This window comes from uncultured Sphingomonas sp. (assembly GCF_913777625.1).
Taxonomy (GTDB): Bacteria; Pseudomonadota; Alphaproteobacteria; order Sphingomonadales; family Sphingomonadaceae; genus Sphingomonas.
Window position 1 is genome coordinate 1 of sequence record NZ_CAJYTI010000034.1, and the last position, 15,037, is coordinate 15,037.

Sequence of the window (15,037 nt, forward strand, 5' to 3'; positions counted from 1 at the left end):
CTTTCGTCCCCATGCCGCCGTTGACGCCATGCGTTACCGCATATAGTCAGACAAAATCGAATAGGGCAAGCGATGCGACGGAACAAACCGTCCCGCGGTGCCAAAGCACAGGGAGAAGACCAGGATGCCGGCCCCGATTTCCGCGCGCTCCGCCGGGGGTGCGACCAGCCCCGCCGGGGCCAGCTACGCGCCCGCGCTGACGCTGCTGGCCAGCCTGTTCTTCATGTGGGGGTTCATCACCGTCATCAACGGGACACTGCTGCCCCACTTACGCAGCGTGTTCGACCTCAGCTATTTCCAGGCCTCGCTGATCGAGAGCGTCTGGTTCATCGCCTATTTCTTCGCCTCCATCCCCTCGGCCAAGCTGATCGAGCGGATCGGGTATCAGAAGTCGCTGGTGACCGGCCTGCTGATCATGGCGGCGGGGGCGGTCGGCATGATGCTGGCGGCATCGCTGCCCTCCTACGGCGTCACCCTGCTGATGCTGTTCGTGATCGCCAGCGGCATCACCCTGCTCCAAGTCGCGGCCAATCCCTATGTCGCGGTGCTCGGCCCGGCGGACACGGCGTCGTCGCGCCTGAACCTCGTCCAGGCGATGAACTCGATGGGCACGATGCTCGCCCCGCTGTTCGGCGCGTACCTTATCCTCGGCCGCTCGAAGGGCGGCACGGCGGAAGCCGGTAGCGCCGCGCTGACCCAGGCGGAGCGTCTGGCCGATGCCCATGCCGTCGTCCTGCCCTATGGCCTGGTCGCGGTCGTGCTGGTCGTCCTTGCCCTCGTGATCGCGCGCTTCCCGCTGCCCGCCATGGGATCAGCGACCAGCCGCGTCGCCAAGGAGGATCGCAAGAACCACTCGCTGTGGAAGCATCGCAACCTGGTGTTCGGCATCGGCGCGATCTTCATCTATCTGATCGCCGAGATCGGCGTCGGCAACCTGTTCGTGAACTTCGTCAGCCGTCCGGAAATCGGTAACATGACCACCGAGCAGGCGGGCCGCTACCTCACCCTGCTGTGGGGCGGGATGATGGTCGGCCGCTTCGTCGGCTCGGCGATCATGCAGAAGGTGCCCGCGACGGCCGTGCTCGCCGCCTTCTCGATCGGCGCGTTCATCGTGATGATGGTGACGGTGTTCACCCAGGGCGAAGTGGCGATGTGGTCGCTGATCCTGGTGGGCCTGTTCCACTCGATCATGTTCCCGACGATCTTCACCCTCGGCATCCGCGGCCTCGGTCCGCTGACCGAGGAAGGCTCGGGGCTGCTGATCATGGCGATCGCCGGCGGCGCGCTGGTGGCGGTGCAGGGCTGGCTGGCCGATACCTATGGCCTGCAGCACTCCTTCATCCTCACCGCGATCTGCGAACTCTACATCCTGTTCTACGCGCTGTGGGGCGCCAAGCCGACCAACGCGATCGAGGACTGATCCGGTGTGCGCCTCCCTCGGACCCGGTCCGGGGGAGGCGATGCCGGTTGGGACGCGACATCGCAGTCTGCGCGGGCCCCGCACCCGATCACCGTCGCGCCCGGGCCGGGCGTCGAAAGTTCCGAAAGTTCCGGGAAAACGACACAAGCATTGCCCTCCGCACCGATCCTGGATCGACAGGCATAGAACAAAGCATAAACATCGTGTGTAGGAAAGCCTCGCCGGGTGCCGTTGGCAAGGCAACGGCCCGCCGACCCCTATGCTCTCACATCGAGAGCTGGGTGTCTTCCAGCGCGAGGTCGACCAGCGTGCGCATCGCGGCCGCGGCGGCATCGGCATCCCCGGCAGCGATCGCGTCGAACACCTTGATGTGATCCGGCACCGGATCGCGGGGCAGGGCGCGGGCGCGCTGCTTGTACTTGGTCGTCCAACTCACCGCCGCGCCGATGCTCGCGCTCAGCGCGATCAGCGCATTGTTGTGCGTGGCCTCCAGCAGCGCGTCGTGGAAGTCGCGGTCGGCGGCGCGGCCGGCGTCGGTCGCCAGCGTGTGGCGGCGCATCTTGGCGAGCGCGTCGCGCATCGCCTTCACGTCGTCGCGGTCGCGGCGCTCCGCGGCGAGGCGGGCGGCGGCGGGCTCCACCACCGCGCGCAGCTCGAACAGGTCGCGGACGAACTCGACATCGGGCTCGCCGGAAAAGGCCCAGGCGAGCACCTGCGGATCGAGCATGTTCCAGCGCGCGCGCGGCAGCACGCGGGTGCCGGCCTTGGGGCGGCTTTCCACCAGCCCCTTGGCGGTGAGCACCTGCACCGCCTCGCGATAGGCGCTGCGCGACACGTCGAGCGCCTCGGCATTGGCGACTTCGCCGGTCAGCTTCTCGCCGGGCGCGATCGCGCCGGAGACGATCTGGGTGCCCAGATAATGCGCGATTGCTCCGCGCAAACGGCGGCCGGATCCCTTGGGCGTGCGGGTGATCGGCTGCACGCCAGCCTCGTCCACGCCATCCGCCTGATCGTCCAGTGCCATCCGTTCGCTCTCCTGCATAGATCCATGTGTAGCGCGAAGCGGGGCAGTCCCGCAAACGATGTGCGTTGCCATTCGCGACAGACCCGAATATGTCGGACTAAACCGAGGTTGAGGAGCAGTGGAATGGCGTTGCGACTGATGCAGTATCGTGGGGCGGACGGCGTGCGGCGGGTGGTCGCCGCCGACGAATCGGGCGCGGGGTTCGTGCGCGGCGCCACCGATGTCCGCAGCCTCGCGCTCCAGGCGATCGAAGCGGGCCAGTCGCTCGCGGAAGCGGTGGCCGCAGCGGGACGCGAAGGCGCGGTGGATCCGGCCGAGGCGCTGGCGGCGGGCCTGCTGCTCGCGCCGATCGACCATCCGGACGGCGCGCATCTGGTGCTGACCGGCACCGGCCTGACCCATCTCGGCTCGGCCGAGGGGCGCGACAAGATGCACCGCGACGCCGCGGCGGCCGAGCACAAGACCGATTCCATGCGGATGTTCCTCGAAGGCGTCGAGGGCGGCAAGCCCGCCGCCGGCGCGATCGGCCAGCAGCCGGAATGGTTCTACAAGGGCAATGGCCATCATCTCGTCGGCCCGGGCGCGCCGCTGGTGTCGCCCGGCTTCGCGCAGGACGGCGGCGAGGAGCCCGAGCTGGCCGGCATCTACCTGATCGGTCCGGACGGCACCCCGTATCGCCTCGGCCTGTGCCTCGCCAACGAGTTCAGCGACCATGTGACCGAGCGGCACAATTATCTGTGGCTGGCGCACTCCAAGCTGCGCCAGGCAGCGCTCGGGCCGGAACTGCTGGTCGGCGAGGCGCCGAGCGACGTGCGCGGCACCAGCCGGATCGTGCGGAACGGCGACACGCTGTGGGAAAAGCCGTTCCTGTCGGGCGAGGCGAACATGTCGCACACCCTCGGCAATCTCGAGCATCACCACTTCAAGTACGACCTGTTCCGCCAGCCGGGCGACGTGCACGTCCATTTTTTCGGCACCGCGACGCTGTCGTTCAGCGACGGGGTGAAGACGGAAGTGGGCGACACGTTCGAGATCGAGGCCGCGCCCTTTACCCTGCCGCTGCGCAACCCGCTGGCGCAGGTGGAAGACACCGGGCTGATGACGGTGAAGACGCTCTGACCTGAAAATCCTCCCCGTACCGGGGAGGGGGGACCATGCGCAGCATGGTGGAGGGGGATCGCAGCGAGCGAGTCCGGTGAGGAAGCTCCCCACCACCACCGCCTTCGGCGGCGGTCCCCCTCCCCGTACCGGGGAGGATCTTTACCCCTCGATTTCCACGACCGCGACCGACTTGGCCGGCAGCTCCAGCGTCACGGCGCCCTTGGCCACCGCGCCGCTGATCGGCTTCGGGATCACCGTGTTCGGCGCCGCGAAGCTGTTGACCGCATCGACCTTGGCCGCGGTCAGCACCTCGCCCTTGGCGCTCTTCGCGGTCAGCCCCGCGAACGTCACCGCGATCCGCGCCGGCTTGGCCGCATCCAAGTTGGTCACCGCCAGCCACAGCTTGCCGTCCTTGCCCCGCGCCGCGATCGCGTCGACGCGCGGCATCGTCACGCCGTCGTGCGTGTAGGTACCCGCGTCGAACGACACCGGCACCGCCTGCGCATCCTGGAACGGCACGTACATGCGGAACACGTGGTAGGTCGGGGTGAGGACCATCTTCTCCTTGTCGGTGAGGATCATCGCCTGGAGCACGTTGATCATCTGGGCGATGTTGGTCATCCGCACCCGATCGGCATGGCGGGCGAAGATGTTGAAGTGCAGCGCGGCGATGATCGCGTCGCGCAGCGAGTTCTGCTGGGTGAGGAAGCCCGGGTTCGAGCCCGGCAGCGGCGCCAGCCACACGCCCCATTCGTCGATCGCCAGCGGCACCTTCTTCTCGGGATCGTACTTGTCCATGATCGCCGCGTGCTTGGCGATCATCCCGTCCATCGCCAGCGCGGCCTTGACCAGCTTGGCATAGCCGGTCTCGTCGAACCCGACGCTCGGATAGGAGGGCGGCCAGCCGCCGGTGGTATAGGCGTGCATCGACAGGCCCTCGATGTTCCAGGCCCAGTCATGGCCCTTCCACGCCGCCATCACCGCCTCGGTATAGCTGGTGTCGTTGTCGTTGGGCCCGACGGCGATGCGCTGCATCGGCTCGGGGCCCTTCTCGCCCTGCCTGGGATCGAGATTGTGGGTGAAGCGGGCGAAGCGCTTCATCAGGTCGATATAGGCCTCGGGCCGCATCGATCCGCCGCAGCCCCAGCTTTCGTTGCCGAGGCCGAGCCACTTGACCTTGTAGGGCGCGACATGGCCGTTGGCGGCGCGCTCCTTGCCGGCGGTGGTGGAAGCGTCGGCGGTCATATAGGCGAGCCAGTCGGCCGCCTCCTGGATCGTGCCCGAGCCGACGTTCACCGAGACATAGGCCTCCGCGCCGACCTGGTCGGCGAAATCCATGAACTCGTCGGTGCCGAAGCTGTTCGGCTCGCCCGATCCGCCCCAGTTGGTGTTGACGCTGCTGCGGCGCTTGTCCTGCGGGCCGATGCCGTCGCGCCAGTGATATTCGTCGGCGAAGCAGCCGCCCGGCCAGCGCACCACCGGCACCTTGATCGCGCGGAGGGCGGCGACCACGTCCTTGCGGATGCCGCGGGTATTGGGAATCGGCGAATCCTTGCCGACCCAGATGCCACCATAGATGCCGTTGCCGAGATGCTCGGCGAACTGGCCGAAGATGTGGCGGTCGATCGTGGTGCCCGGCTTGGCGGCGTCCACGGTAACGTTAACGTCCTGCGCCAACACCGGCATGGGCGTGAGCAGCAGCGCGGCTCCCACCAGCAATGTCTTTCGAAGCATGGAATCCTCCCTGAGATTTTCTCAGGGGATCAATGCCATGGATTCTACTCCGACAAAATAGGCGATGTTCAGAGCGGTGGCATCGCCGGTGGCAGGGTCGCGCGTGCGAGGATCAACACCGCCGCGACGATCGCCACGCCCAGCGCTGCGAGCAGGGCGCGGCGCGGCGATACGCGGGTGCCGGTGGCCGCGAGAAGCCCCAGCCCGGCGGCGAGCATCCCCCAGATGTGATAGCGATAGTCCGAGGCGACCCCGACCACGCCGAAGGCGAGTTCGGTAAGGATGGCGGAGAGCGCCAGCGTCACCGCGACGCCGCCGGCACCGTCGCGTGCGGGCCAGGTGCAGAACAGCACGCCGATCGCCACCGCGAACCACAGGATCGGTGCACCGGCCGCGCTGCTCGCCAGCGTGTAGCCCGCCTTCTGGAAGCCGGTGATCCGCTTGTCCGGCGAGCCCAGGCCGATCGTGTTCGGCTCGGAGCGGGCGAGCGGACCGGTGCCGGGCATGGTGGCGGGCATCCAGATCCGCATCTCGCTGTTCCAGTGCGCGACGCGGTGCTGGGCATAGGCGAGCGGGTGGGAGGCGATCGCCTGCAGCCAGGCCGTGCGCAGCTTGGCGCCGGGCGCGGTGCGCTGCATCGTGTCGACGATATAGCCGCACGCCGCCTCGTCGCCGATCGGGTCCCACAGGATCGGGGTGAGGCAGCCCTTGGCCTCGGCGCGGCGCCAGAGGCGGGCAGGGACGAGCGGCACGGCCTCCGGCCCGGCATGATGGGCGATGCCGGCAAGGTCGAACAGCGGCAGCGAGCGTTCGACCCCGCTCGGCTTGGCCTGGAGCAGGCGCTGGTTGATCGGGGTCAGCAGCCCGATCACCGCCGCGGTGGCGGCGAGGACCAGGACCGCATGGAACAGCGGCCGGTCCCAGCGCAGCCCGCCGAGCAGGCCGAAGGCGAGGGGCACGGTGGCGAAGGCGGCGTTGAACCGGACCAGCGTCGCATAGCCGAGCAGCAGCAGGACGAGCGCCGCCGCCGGCAGCGGCAGTCGCCGCCCGTCGAGCCGCCACCAGCTTGCCACGCCGACGGCCGCGACGATCGCGCCGGTCATCTGCGAGTCCTTCAGCACCGCGATCTGCCAGCCGAGCAGCGGCGGCCAGAGGCCGATCAGCAGCACGACGAGCGCGGCGATCGCCTGGCGGCGGCGCGCCAGTGCGCCGGCAAACAGCGTCAGGCCGCCCCAGTAGAGCAGCAGCTGGAGCACGAACAGCGGCGCCTGGCCCTGCCAGCCCGCCCCATGCACCACCGCCCATAGCCGCGCCATCGCCGGAGGATGCCAGTCGTCAAAGTCGCCGGTCAGCACCTGCTGATACTGGACGACGCTGTCGTAGCTGGCGACGCCGGGCCAGAAAAAGGCGAGGCTGATCGCGGCCAGCAGCGCGCCGACGATCAGCGCCGAGATCGCCTTGCGACGGGGCCCGATCGGCTTTCGCTGCAGCGCGCGCCCTCGCGAGGAGTTGCCGAAGGAGGAACGCGAGAAGCTGCTGGACATGCGCTGGCGGGGACCTGTGGGCTCCAGAGGGGCAGGAGCGCCGGTCTAGCCCAGCGGCGGCGCATGCGAAAGCGGCAGGCGGAACGATCCGCCTGCCGTCATGCGGCATCCGCCGCAGGGAAGGGGCGGGGGAAGCGGTCCCCCGCCGATGTCGCTCACATGTGGAGCATGCGGCCATAGGCGCCGAGCACGGATTCGTGCATCGTCTCGCTGATCGTCGGGTGCGGGAACACCGTTTCCATCAGCTCGGCCTCGGTCAGCTCGCCGGTCTTGCCGATCGTGTAGCCCTGGATCATCTCGGTCACTTCCGCGCCGATCATGTGGGCGCCGAGCAGCTCGCCGGTCTTGGCGTCGAACACCGTCTTGACGAAGCCTTCCGGCTCGCCGAGCGCGATCGCCTTGCCGTTGCCGATGAACGGGAAGTTGCCGACCTTCAAGTCATAGCCGGCTTCCTTGGCCTTCGCTTCGGTGAGGCCGACACTGGCGATCTGCGGGTGGCAATAGGTGCAGCCCGGGATGTTGCGCGGGTCCATCGCATGCGGGTGGCCGCCGTTGATGGCTTCGGCCGCGATCACGCCCTCATGGCTGGCCTTGTGCGCGAGCCACGGCGGCGCGGTGACGTCGCCGATCGCCCACAGGCCCTCGACATTGGTGCGGCAGGCGCCGTCGGTGACGATATGGCCGCGCTCGGTCTTCACGCCCAGCGTCTCGAGCCCGATATTCTCGGTGTTCGGCACGATGCCGATCGCGACGATGACGTGGCTGAATTCCTCCACCGTCACCTTGCCGTCCTTGTCCTTGATCGACGCCTTCACGCCGGTCGCGGTCACGTCGAGCTTTTCGACGCCGGTCTGGGTGAGGATGGTCATCCCCTGCTTCTTGAACGCCTTTTCGAGGTGGGCGGAGACGTCCTTGTCTTCCACCGGCACGATCCGGTCGAGCATCTCGACGATCGTCACCTTGGCGCCCATGTCGTTGTAGAAGCTGGCGAACTCCACGCCGATCGCGCCCGAGCCGATGACCAGCAGCTTGGTCGGCATCTCGGTGGGCGTCATCGCGTGGCGATAGGTCCAGATGCGCTTGCCGTCGGCCTTGGCGAAGGGCAGGTCGCGGGCGCGCGCGCCGGTCGCGACGATGATGTTCTTCGCCTCCAGATCGGTCTTCTTGCCGTCGGCGGCGGTGACGGTCAGCTTGCCCTTCGCGGTGAGCACGCCGGTGCCCATGTGGACGGCGATCTTGTTCTTCTTCATCAGGTGCGTGACGCCCTGATTGAGCTGCTTGGCGACGCCGCGCGAGCGCTTCACTACCGCGTCCAGATCGGCGCTGATCTGGTTGGCGATCAGGCCGTAATCCTTGGCATGCTGCATATAGTGGAAGATTTCCGCCGAGCGCAGCAGCGCCTTGGTGGGGATGCAGCCCCAGTTGAGGCAGATGCCGCCGAGCAGCTCGCGCTCGACAATGGCGGTCTTCAGGCCCAGCTGGGCCGCCCGGATCGCCGCGACATAGCCGCCGGGGCCCGAGCCGAGAACGATGACGTCGTAGGATTCAGCCAAGGTGTGCTTCCTTCTGCTCCCTCCCCCCTTGCGGGGGAGGGCTGGGGAGAGGGGTGCGGGCGGCGGGGCTCGATGCCCCGGCGGCCGCGTTCAGGGCCGACAGGATGGCGGTGGCCACCGCGTCCGTGTCGGCGAGGATGTCGTTGTTGTAGAAGCGCAAGATGGTGAAGCCTTGCGCCTTTATCCATGCGTCGCGGGTGGTGTCGTAGTCGCTGCCGATATGCTGCGATCCATCGGCTTCGACGATGATCCGCGCCTCAAGGCACACGAAGTCGACGATGTAGCGCCCCAGCTTCTGTTGGCGCTTCCACTTCCAGCCTGCGAGCCGCTTGGCGCGGAGGAGCGACCAGAGGCGGCGTTCGGCTTCGGTCGGGCTCTTGCGCATTTCGCGCGCTCTAGCGCGCGCGCGCCCTCTCCCTCCCACCGCTGCGCGGCGGGCCCCTCCCTCCCCCGCAAGGGGGGAGGGGGAAGAAGAAGATTGCGCTTCGAGACTGCGCTCCCTCCCTCCTTTCGGGGGAGGGCCGGGGAGAGGGGGCAGCGAAGGGACGGGCTCGATGCCCGTTCCTTCGCTATCCATTCCCATCATCACGCAATCGCCTCCACCGGCCGCGGGCGCTTGTGCTCGTCGATCGCGACGAACACGAACTGCGCCTGCGTCACCAGGCAGCTTTCCTCGACATGCCGGCCGCGCCGCCAGGCCTGGATCTCGATGGTCATCGAGGTGCGGCCGACCTTGACCAGTTCGGCATAGACCGAGACCTCGTCGCCGACCGAGACGGGGGAGTGGAACTTCATCCCCTCCACCGCAACCGTCACCGCGCGGCCGCGCGAATAGCGCGAGGCGAAGAGCCCCGCCGCCATGTCCATCTGGCTCATCAGCCAGCCGCCGAAGATGTCGCCATAGGGGTTGGTATCGGCCGGCATCGTCGTCACCCGGATCGCCGGCTGGCGATCGGGCGGGCCGCCCTGTTGGTCAATCATCGCGAGCCTCCTGGCTGCCGTGCAAGCGGGCGCGGTCTTCCGCATAGGCACGGCGGAGCGGACCGATGCCCATCGCCACCACCGCCACCATCACGACATAGGCGACCAGCCAGATGTCGTGGGTGGCGCGGCGGTACGACCAGGCGGCGAGCGACGCGATGATGCATGCCGCGATCAGTCCGACCACGATATGGATCACTTCTACGAGAACGCGCACCGCCCGGCTCCGATCAGGCGATCATGCCCATCGGGGCTTCGACGAGTTCCTTGAAGATCTTCATCATCTCGGCCCCGTCGGCACCGTCGATGGCGCGGTGGTCGAAGCTGCCGGTGGCGCTCATCACCGTCGCCACGCCGAGCGCGTCGTCGATGATGTAGGGGCGCTTCTCGCCCGCGCCGATCGCCATGATCATGCCCTGCGGCGGGTTGATCACCGCTTCGAACTGCTTGATGCCGTACATGCCCATGTTGGACAGGCTGGCGGTGCCGCCCTGATATTCGTGCGGCTGCAGCTTGCCCTCGCGGGCGCGGGCGGCGAGGTCCTTCATCTCGGTCGCGATCGCCGAGACGCTCTTGTTCGCCGCGTCCTTGATGATCGGGGTGATCAGGCCGGTGGGCGTCGACACCGCGACCGACACGTCGGCGCGGCTGTACTTGATCAGCTTCTCACCCGTGTAGGTGACGTTGCACTTGGGCGTGCGGGCCAGCGCCACGCCGAGCGCCTTGATCAGCAGATCGTTGACCGACAGCTTCACGCCGCGCGCCTCGAGCGCCTTGTTGAGCTCACCGCGCAGCTTGAGCAGCGCGTCGAGGCGGATGTCGACCGTGAGGTAGATGTGCGGAACGGTCTGCTTCGACTCGGTGAGGCGACGCGCGATCGTCTTGCGGATGTTCGAGAGCTTCTCTTCCTCGTGCGGGATCGAGTCGTCGAACCAGACGGCCTTGGTTTCGGCTGCGGCAGGCGCAGTAGCCGTCGGGGCAGGGGCGGCGGCGGCAGCGGCCGGCGCGGCGGCCGGAGCGGCACCCGGCTTGGCGCCTTCGACGTCGGCCTTGACGATGCGGCCGTTCGGGCCCGAGCCGGTCACGCCGGCGAGATCGACGCCCTTGTCGGCGGCGATGCGGCGGGCGAGCGGACTCGCCTTGACGCGCGAGCCTGCAGCAGCGGCGGGCTGTGCGGCCGGGGCGGGAGTCGGTGCTAGGGCGCTGGCAGCCGGAGTCGGCGCCGGTGCGGAGGCAGGGGTCGGGCTCGGCGCGGGCGCGGCGGTGGCGGAGGAGACGTCCTCGCCTTCGCCGGCGATCACCGCGATCACGGTGCCGACCTTAACGTTATCGGTCCCTTCGGCGACCAGGATCTTCCCGATCACGCCTTCGTCGACCGCTTCGAATTCCATCGTCGCCTTGTCGGTTTCGATCTCGGCAAGCAGGTCGCCGGATTTCACCGTGTCGCCTTCCTTGACGAGCCACTTGGCAAGCGTGCCCTCCTCCATGGTGGGAGAAAGTGCCGGCATCTTGATTTCGATTCCCATGAAGGTTCCCGTCGTTGGTCCTGGGGGTGGCTTGCCCCTCCTTTGCCGCCGTAAACTTTAGGGTCAAGCCCCGCTCTTGCGCCGGAGGCCGCGGCAGTCCACTGAACGCAGGACTGCGAGGAAGCTTCCCATGCGCACCTATCTGGTGGTGATCGACGATTCGCCCGAGGCCGAGATCGCGCTGCGCTTCGCCGCACGGCGGGCGACCAAGACCGGCGGCAATGTCGAAATCCTCGCGCTGATTCCCCCGGCCGAGTTCGTTCAGTGGGGCGGCGTGATGGCGACGATCGAGGAGGAAGCGCGCGAACGCGCCGAGGCGCTGGTGATGCGCGCGGCGGGCACGCTGTTTTCGGAGTCCGGGCTGACACCCTCGATCACGGTGCGCGAGGGCGACGGGCCGAAGGTGGTGCGCGAGATGCTGGCGGCCAATAGCGCCATCGCCGCGCTGGTGCTGGGGGCCGCCCCCAGCGGCGCACCGGGCAAGCTGGTCGCCCACTTCACCGGCGCCGATGCCGGCAAGCTGACCGTGCCGGTGATGATCATCCCCGGCTCGCTCGACATGGATGCGATCGATCGTCTGAGCTGATTGACCCGCGCGGCCGGGCGCGCCAGCATAAGCCTATGCGCATCCTCGCCCTTTTGCCGTTCGCCCTGCTCGCCACGCCTGCCGCCGCGCAGGAGCGCCCCGATCCGCAGCGGCTGAAGGCGACGGTGGAGACGCTGGTCGGCTTCGGCACGCGCCACACGCTGTCCGACCCCGACAACCCCACGCGCGGCATCGGCGCGGCGCGGCGCTGGTTCGGCGGCGAACTCCAGAAGATCGGCGCGGCCTGTGGCGGCTGTATCGAGACCAGCGAGGTCGCACGCGAATTCAAGGGCCCCCGTGCTCCCGGCGGCGTGCGGATCGTCGACGTGCTCGGCATCCAGCGCGGCAGCGAGCCCAATCGCGTGGTGATCGTGATGGGCCATATCGACAGCCGCGTGACCGATGTGATGAACGCCACCGCCGATGCCCCCGGCGCCAATGACGATGCCTCGGGCGTGGCACTGGTGCTGGAATCGGCGCGGATCCTGTCGAAGCACAGGTTCAAGGCGACGATCGTCTATGCCGCGCTCTCGGGCGAGGAGCAGGGGCTGTATGGCGGCCAGCTGCTCGCCGAGACCGCGAAGGAGCGTGGCTGGGTCGTCTCGGCGGTGCTCAACAACGACATCGTCGGCAACACCATCGGCCAGGACGGTCGCCGCGTGGCGGACCGGGTCCGCATCTTCTCGGAAGGCGCCCGCGATTCCGAGACGCTGGCCGAGACCAAGGCGCGCCGTGCCGATGGCGGCGAGGATGATGGCCCCAGCCGCGCGCTGGCCAAGGCGATCCGCGGCGTGGCGGCCGCCGATCCCAAGGGGCTGAAGGTGCTGATGGTCCGCCGGCCGGACCGCTTCGGGCGCGGCGGCGACCATTCGCCGTTCCTCGCGCTCGGCTATCCGGCGGTGCGCTTCTCGGTCGGCGTCGAGAATTACGACGCGCAGCATCAGGACCTGCGCACCGAAGCAGGCAAGGTGTACGGCGACACGGTCGACCGGATGGACTTTCCCTATCTGGCGAAGGTGACCGCGCTCAACGTCGCGACGCTGCGCCGCCTCGCCAGTGCACCCGCCGCGCCGGAGCCGGTGATCCTCAGCGGCGCGCTGGCTACCGACACGACGGTGAAATGGCCCGCGGTGCCGGGCGCGGCCAAGTACCGGGTGTGGTGGCGCCCGGCCGACAGCGCGGCCTGGACGGCGCATGTCGACGTCCCCGCCAGCCAGACCGAGACGGTGCTGAAGGGCATCATCGTCGACGACACCTTTGTCGGCGTGTCGGCCGTGGCGGCGGACGGCGCGGAGAGCCTGGTCAGCTTCGGCGCCCGCCCGGTGCGCGAACGTTGAACCGCGGCGCGTCCGGGTCCATAGGGTCGGCGAGCGGGGGCAGCATGTTTCAAGAGTCGAGTACAGTCATGGCAACCCATCCCGCGTCCGACGATCCCGCAACGCTGCTCGTGGTCGATGACGATCGCGACATCCGCCTGCTGCTGGCGAACAGCCTGGGCGCGCGCGGCTACCGCGTCGAGACCGCGTCCAACGCCCGCGACATGGATGCCATCCTCGAGAAGATGCCGGTCGATCTGGTGATCCTCGACGTGATGATGCCGGGCGAGGACGGCCTGTCCGCCTGCCGCCGCATCGCCACCGCCGACGGGCCCGACGTGATCCTGCTGAGCGCCCTGGGCGAGGAGCAGGACCGGATCCTCGGCCTCGAAGTGGGCGCCGGTCACTATCTTCCCAAGCCGTGCAGCCCGCGCGAGATCCTCGCCACGGTGCGCGCGGCGCTGCGCAAGCGCGGCAGCACGGCCACGCCGCCCGCCGGCGACGTCTATTCCTTCGAGGGCTGGCGCATCGATCTGGGCAGCCACGAGCTGTTCGACCCCGAAGGCGTGCTGGTCGGCCTCACCGACGGCGAGTTCGCGGTGTTGCGCGTGTTCATCGAACGCCCGCGCCGGGTGCTGACCCGCGAGGCACTGCTGGCGGCGGCGCGCGGCCCCGATTCGGATGCCTATGATCGCGCGATCGACGTGCAGGTCAGCCGCCTGCGCCGCAAGTTGCGCGCCGGTGCCGACGAGATCATCCGCACCGTGCGCAACGAAGGCTATCTGTTCGTCCCCCGTGTGACCCGCGCATGAAGGCTGCCGCGGCGGCACCCCGATCGCCGCTGTTCGTACGCATTTTCGTTCGCATGCTCGCCTGCGTGGTGGTGGTGCAGCTGCTCAACCTGGGGCTGCTGTTCGCCATCCGGACGCCCGATGCCCGGCTCTATTCGGTGGGGCAGATCGTCCAGGCGATCCGGAACCCCGCGAAGCTGCCGCTCGACTTCGATACGCGGGTCGTCGCCCGCCCGCCCGTCGCGACGTGGAGCCCGCGCGGCGAACGCACCCAGGTTGCGATCGCCATGGCGCTGGGCATCCCCGCCGAGCAGGTCGTCGTCGACTTTCCGGTCGGCTTTCTGCAGCGCCACCCTGTCTATGATCGCGCCAGCGTGCCGCCCAACCCGCCGCCACCCACCCGGGCAGCCGCGAACGATGTCGTCATCGTTGGCGGCTTCGAGGCCTTTGTCCGCCAGCCCGATGGCCGCTGGATCGAGATTTCGGCCGGCCCGACGATCGAGCCGTGGCGGCTGTTCGTCTTTGCCTGGCTGATCCTGTCGGCGCTGGCGGTGGCGCCCTTCGCCTGGGCGCTGGCGCAGCGCTTCGCCCGCCCGATCGGTGCCTTTGCCCGCGCCGCCGAGCGGCTGGGTCGGGATCCCCGCGCGCCGCCGATCGAATTGGACGGGCCGACCGAAATCGCCGAGGCGGCGCGGGCGTTCAACGACATGCAGGCGCGGCTCAATCGCTATGTCGACGATCGCGCGACGATGATCGCGGCGGTCGCACATGATCTGCGCACCCCGCTGATGCGGCTGGGCCTGCGCATCGAGGATGCCGATCCGGCAATCCGCCAGCCCTGCGAAGGCGATATCCGCGAGATGCAGGCGATGATCTCGGCGGTGATGGCCTATGTGCGCGATGCCAGCCGCATCGGCGTGCGCCGGCCGCTCGACCTGCGCTCGCTCGCCGAGACGGTGGTCGACGATGCCGCCGATCGCGGCGCCGCGGTGACGCTGGAGGCGGGCGACCCGCTGGTGGTGGAGGCCGATCCGGTGGCGCTGAAGGCGATGCTCGCCAATCTGGTGGGCAATGCCATCAAATATGCCGGCGGTGCCGAGCTGGTGATCTTCCCGCGCGAGCACGAGGCAGTGATCGCGGTACGCGACCGCGGCCCGGGCATCCCCGACGAAGACATGGAGCGGGTGTTCGATCCGTTCTTTCGCGGCGAGCGCTCGCGCAACCGCGATACCGGCGGCATGGGGCTCGGTCTCGCCAGCGCCCGGGCCACGGCGCGGGCGCATGGCGGCGACATCACCCTGCATCGGCGCGATGGCGGCGGGCTGTGCGCCACGGCGACGCTTCCGCTTTGATTTCAATATCTTCGATCTAATACCCTGAGCTACTGGCTCCCCTCCGCCAATATTGATACCGCTGTCGGCCACGCGGCACCCACAGGCCGCGGGGGACGAGGAGGAGGAT

14 protein-coding genes are annotated in these 15,037 nt (G+C 68.6%); 6 read left to right on the forward strand and 8 right to left on the reverse strand.

Features of this window, described 5'->3' with window-relative positions:
• The first annotated feature begins 124 nt into the window (after positions 1 to 124).
• Positions 125 to 1,420: a sugar MFS transporter gene (locus tag QZ814_RS16245; protein WP_294334304.1), complete on the forward strand. Its 1,296-nt coding sequence runs from the start codon at positions 125 to 127 to the stop codon at positions 1,418 to 1,420.
• Between the two features lie 265 nt (positions 1,421 to 1,685).
• Here the strand turns inward: QZ814_RS16245 and QZ814_RS16250 are convergent, their stop codons facing one another.
• Entirely contained in the window at positions 1,686 to 2,444 is a 759-nt protein-coding gene (locus QZ814_RS16250) for an FCD domain-containing protein (RefSeq protein ID WP_294334305.1), read from the reverse strand.
• 123 nt (positions 2,445 to 2,567) lie between these two features.
• On the opposite strand from QZ814_RS16250, the gene araD1 reads away from it, so the two are divergent.
• Positions 2,568 to 3,563, forward strand: a complete 996-nt coding sequence (gene araD1 / locus QZ814_RS16255; RefSeq protein ID WP_294334306.1) for an AraD1 family protein — start codon at positions 2,568 to 2,570, stop codon at positions 3,561 to 3,563.
• Between the two features lie 141 nt (positions 3,564 to 3,704).
• On the opposite strand, the gene QZ814_RS16260 is transcribed toward araD1, so the two are convergent.
• From QZ814_RS16260 to QZ814_RS16290, 7 genes are all read right to left on the reverse strand, one after another.
• Positions 3,705 to 5,279: an alpha-L-arabinofuranosidase C-terminal domain-containing protein gene (locus tag QZ814_RS16260; RefSeq protein ID WP_294334307.1), complete on the reverse strand. Its 1,575-nt coding sequence runs from the start codon at positions 5,277 to 5,279 to the stop codon at positions 3,705 to 3,707.
• 68 nt (positions 5,280 to 5,347) lie between these two features.
• Positions 5,348 to 6,823 (reverse strand): hypothetical protein, encoded by a 1,476-nt coding sequence (locus QZ814_RS16265; RefSeq protein WP_294334308.1) that lies wholly within the window; start codon positions 6,821 to 6,823, stop codon positions 5,348 to 5,350.
• A gap of 155 nt (positions 6,824 to 6,978) precedes the next feature.
• The gene (gene lpdA, locus QZ814_RS16270; RefSeq protein ID WP_294334309.1) at positions 6,979 to 8,376 is read right to left on the reverse strand and encodes a dihydrolipoyl dehydrogenase; all 1,398 of its coding nucleotides are present in this window, start codon (positions 8,374 to 8,376) and stop codon (positions 6,979 to 6,981) included.
• Entirely contained in the window at positions 8,369 to 8,962 is a 594-nt protein-coding gene (locus QZ814_RS16275) for a DUF559 domain-containing protein (protein WP_365898860.1), read from the reverse strand. The genes lpdA and QZ814_RS16275 overlap by 8 nt, the downstream gene beginning before the upstream one ends.
• Entirely contained in the window at positions 8,962 to 9,357 is a 396-nt protein-coding gene (locus QZ814_RS16280) for an acyl-CoA thioesterase (protein WP_294334310.1), read from the reverse strand. The genes QZ814_RS16275 and QZ814_RS16280 overlap by 1 nt, the downstream gene beginning before the upstream one ends.
• The gene (locus QZ814_RS16285; protein ID WP_294334311.1) at positions 9,350 to 9,574 is read right to left on the reverse strand and encodes a hypothetical protein; all 225 of its coding nucleotides are present in this window, start codon (positions 9,572 to 9,574) and stop codon (positions 9,350 to 9,352) included. Before QZ814_RS16285 ends, QZ814_RS16280 begins: the two co-directional genes overlap by 8 nt.
• A gap of 13 nt (positions 9,575 to 9,587) precedes the next feature.
• Entirely contained in the window at positions 9,588 to 10,883 is a 1,296-nt protein-coding gene (locus tag QZ814_RS16290; RefSeq protein ID WP_294334312.1) for a pyruvate dehydrogenase complex dihydrolipoamide acetyltransferase, read from the reverse strand.
• Positions 10,884 to 11,013: 130 nt separating this feature from the next.
• Between QZ814_RS16290 and QZ814_RS16295 the strand changes: the two genes are divergently transcribed.
• From QZ814_RS16295 to QZ814_RS16310, 4 genes are all read left to right on the forward strand, one after another.
• The gene (locus QZ814_RS16295) at positions 11,014 to 11,469 is read left to right on the forward strand and encodes a universal stress protein (protein ID WP_294334313.1); all 456 of its coding nucleotides are present in this window, start codon (positions 11,014 to 11,016) and stop codon (positions 11,467 to 11,469) included.
• Between the two features lie 35 nt (positions 11,470 to 11,504).
• Entirely contained in the window at positions 11,505 to 12,806 is a 1,302-nt protein-coding gene (locus QZ814_RS16300) for a M28 family metallopeptidase (RefSeq protein WP_294334314.1), read from the forward strand.
• 68 nt (positions 12,807 to 12,874) lie between these two features.
• Entirely contained in the window at positions 12,875 to 13,597 is a 723-nt protein-coding gene (locus tag QZ814_RS16305) for a response regulator (protein ID WP_294334315.1), read from the forward strand.
• The gene (locus QZ814_RS16310; RefSeq protein ID WP_294334316.1) at positions 13,594 to 14,928 is read left to right on the forward strand and encodes an ATP-binding protein; all 1,335 of its coding nucleotides are present in this window, start codon (positions 13,594 to 13,596) and stop codon (positions 14,926 to 14,928) included. The genes QZ814_RS16305 and QZ814_RS16310 overlap by 4 nt, the downstream gene beginning before the upstream one ends.
• The last annotated feature ends 109 nt before the right edge of the window (positions 14,929 to 15,037 follow it).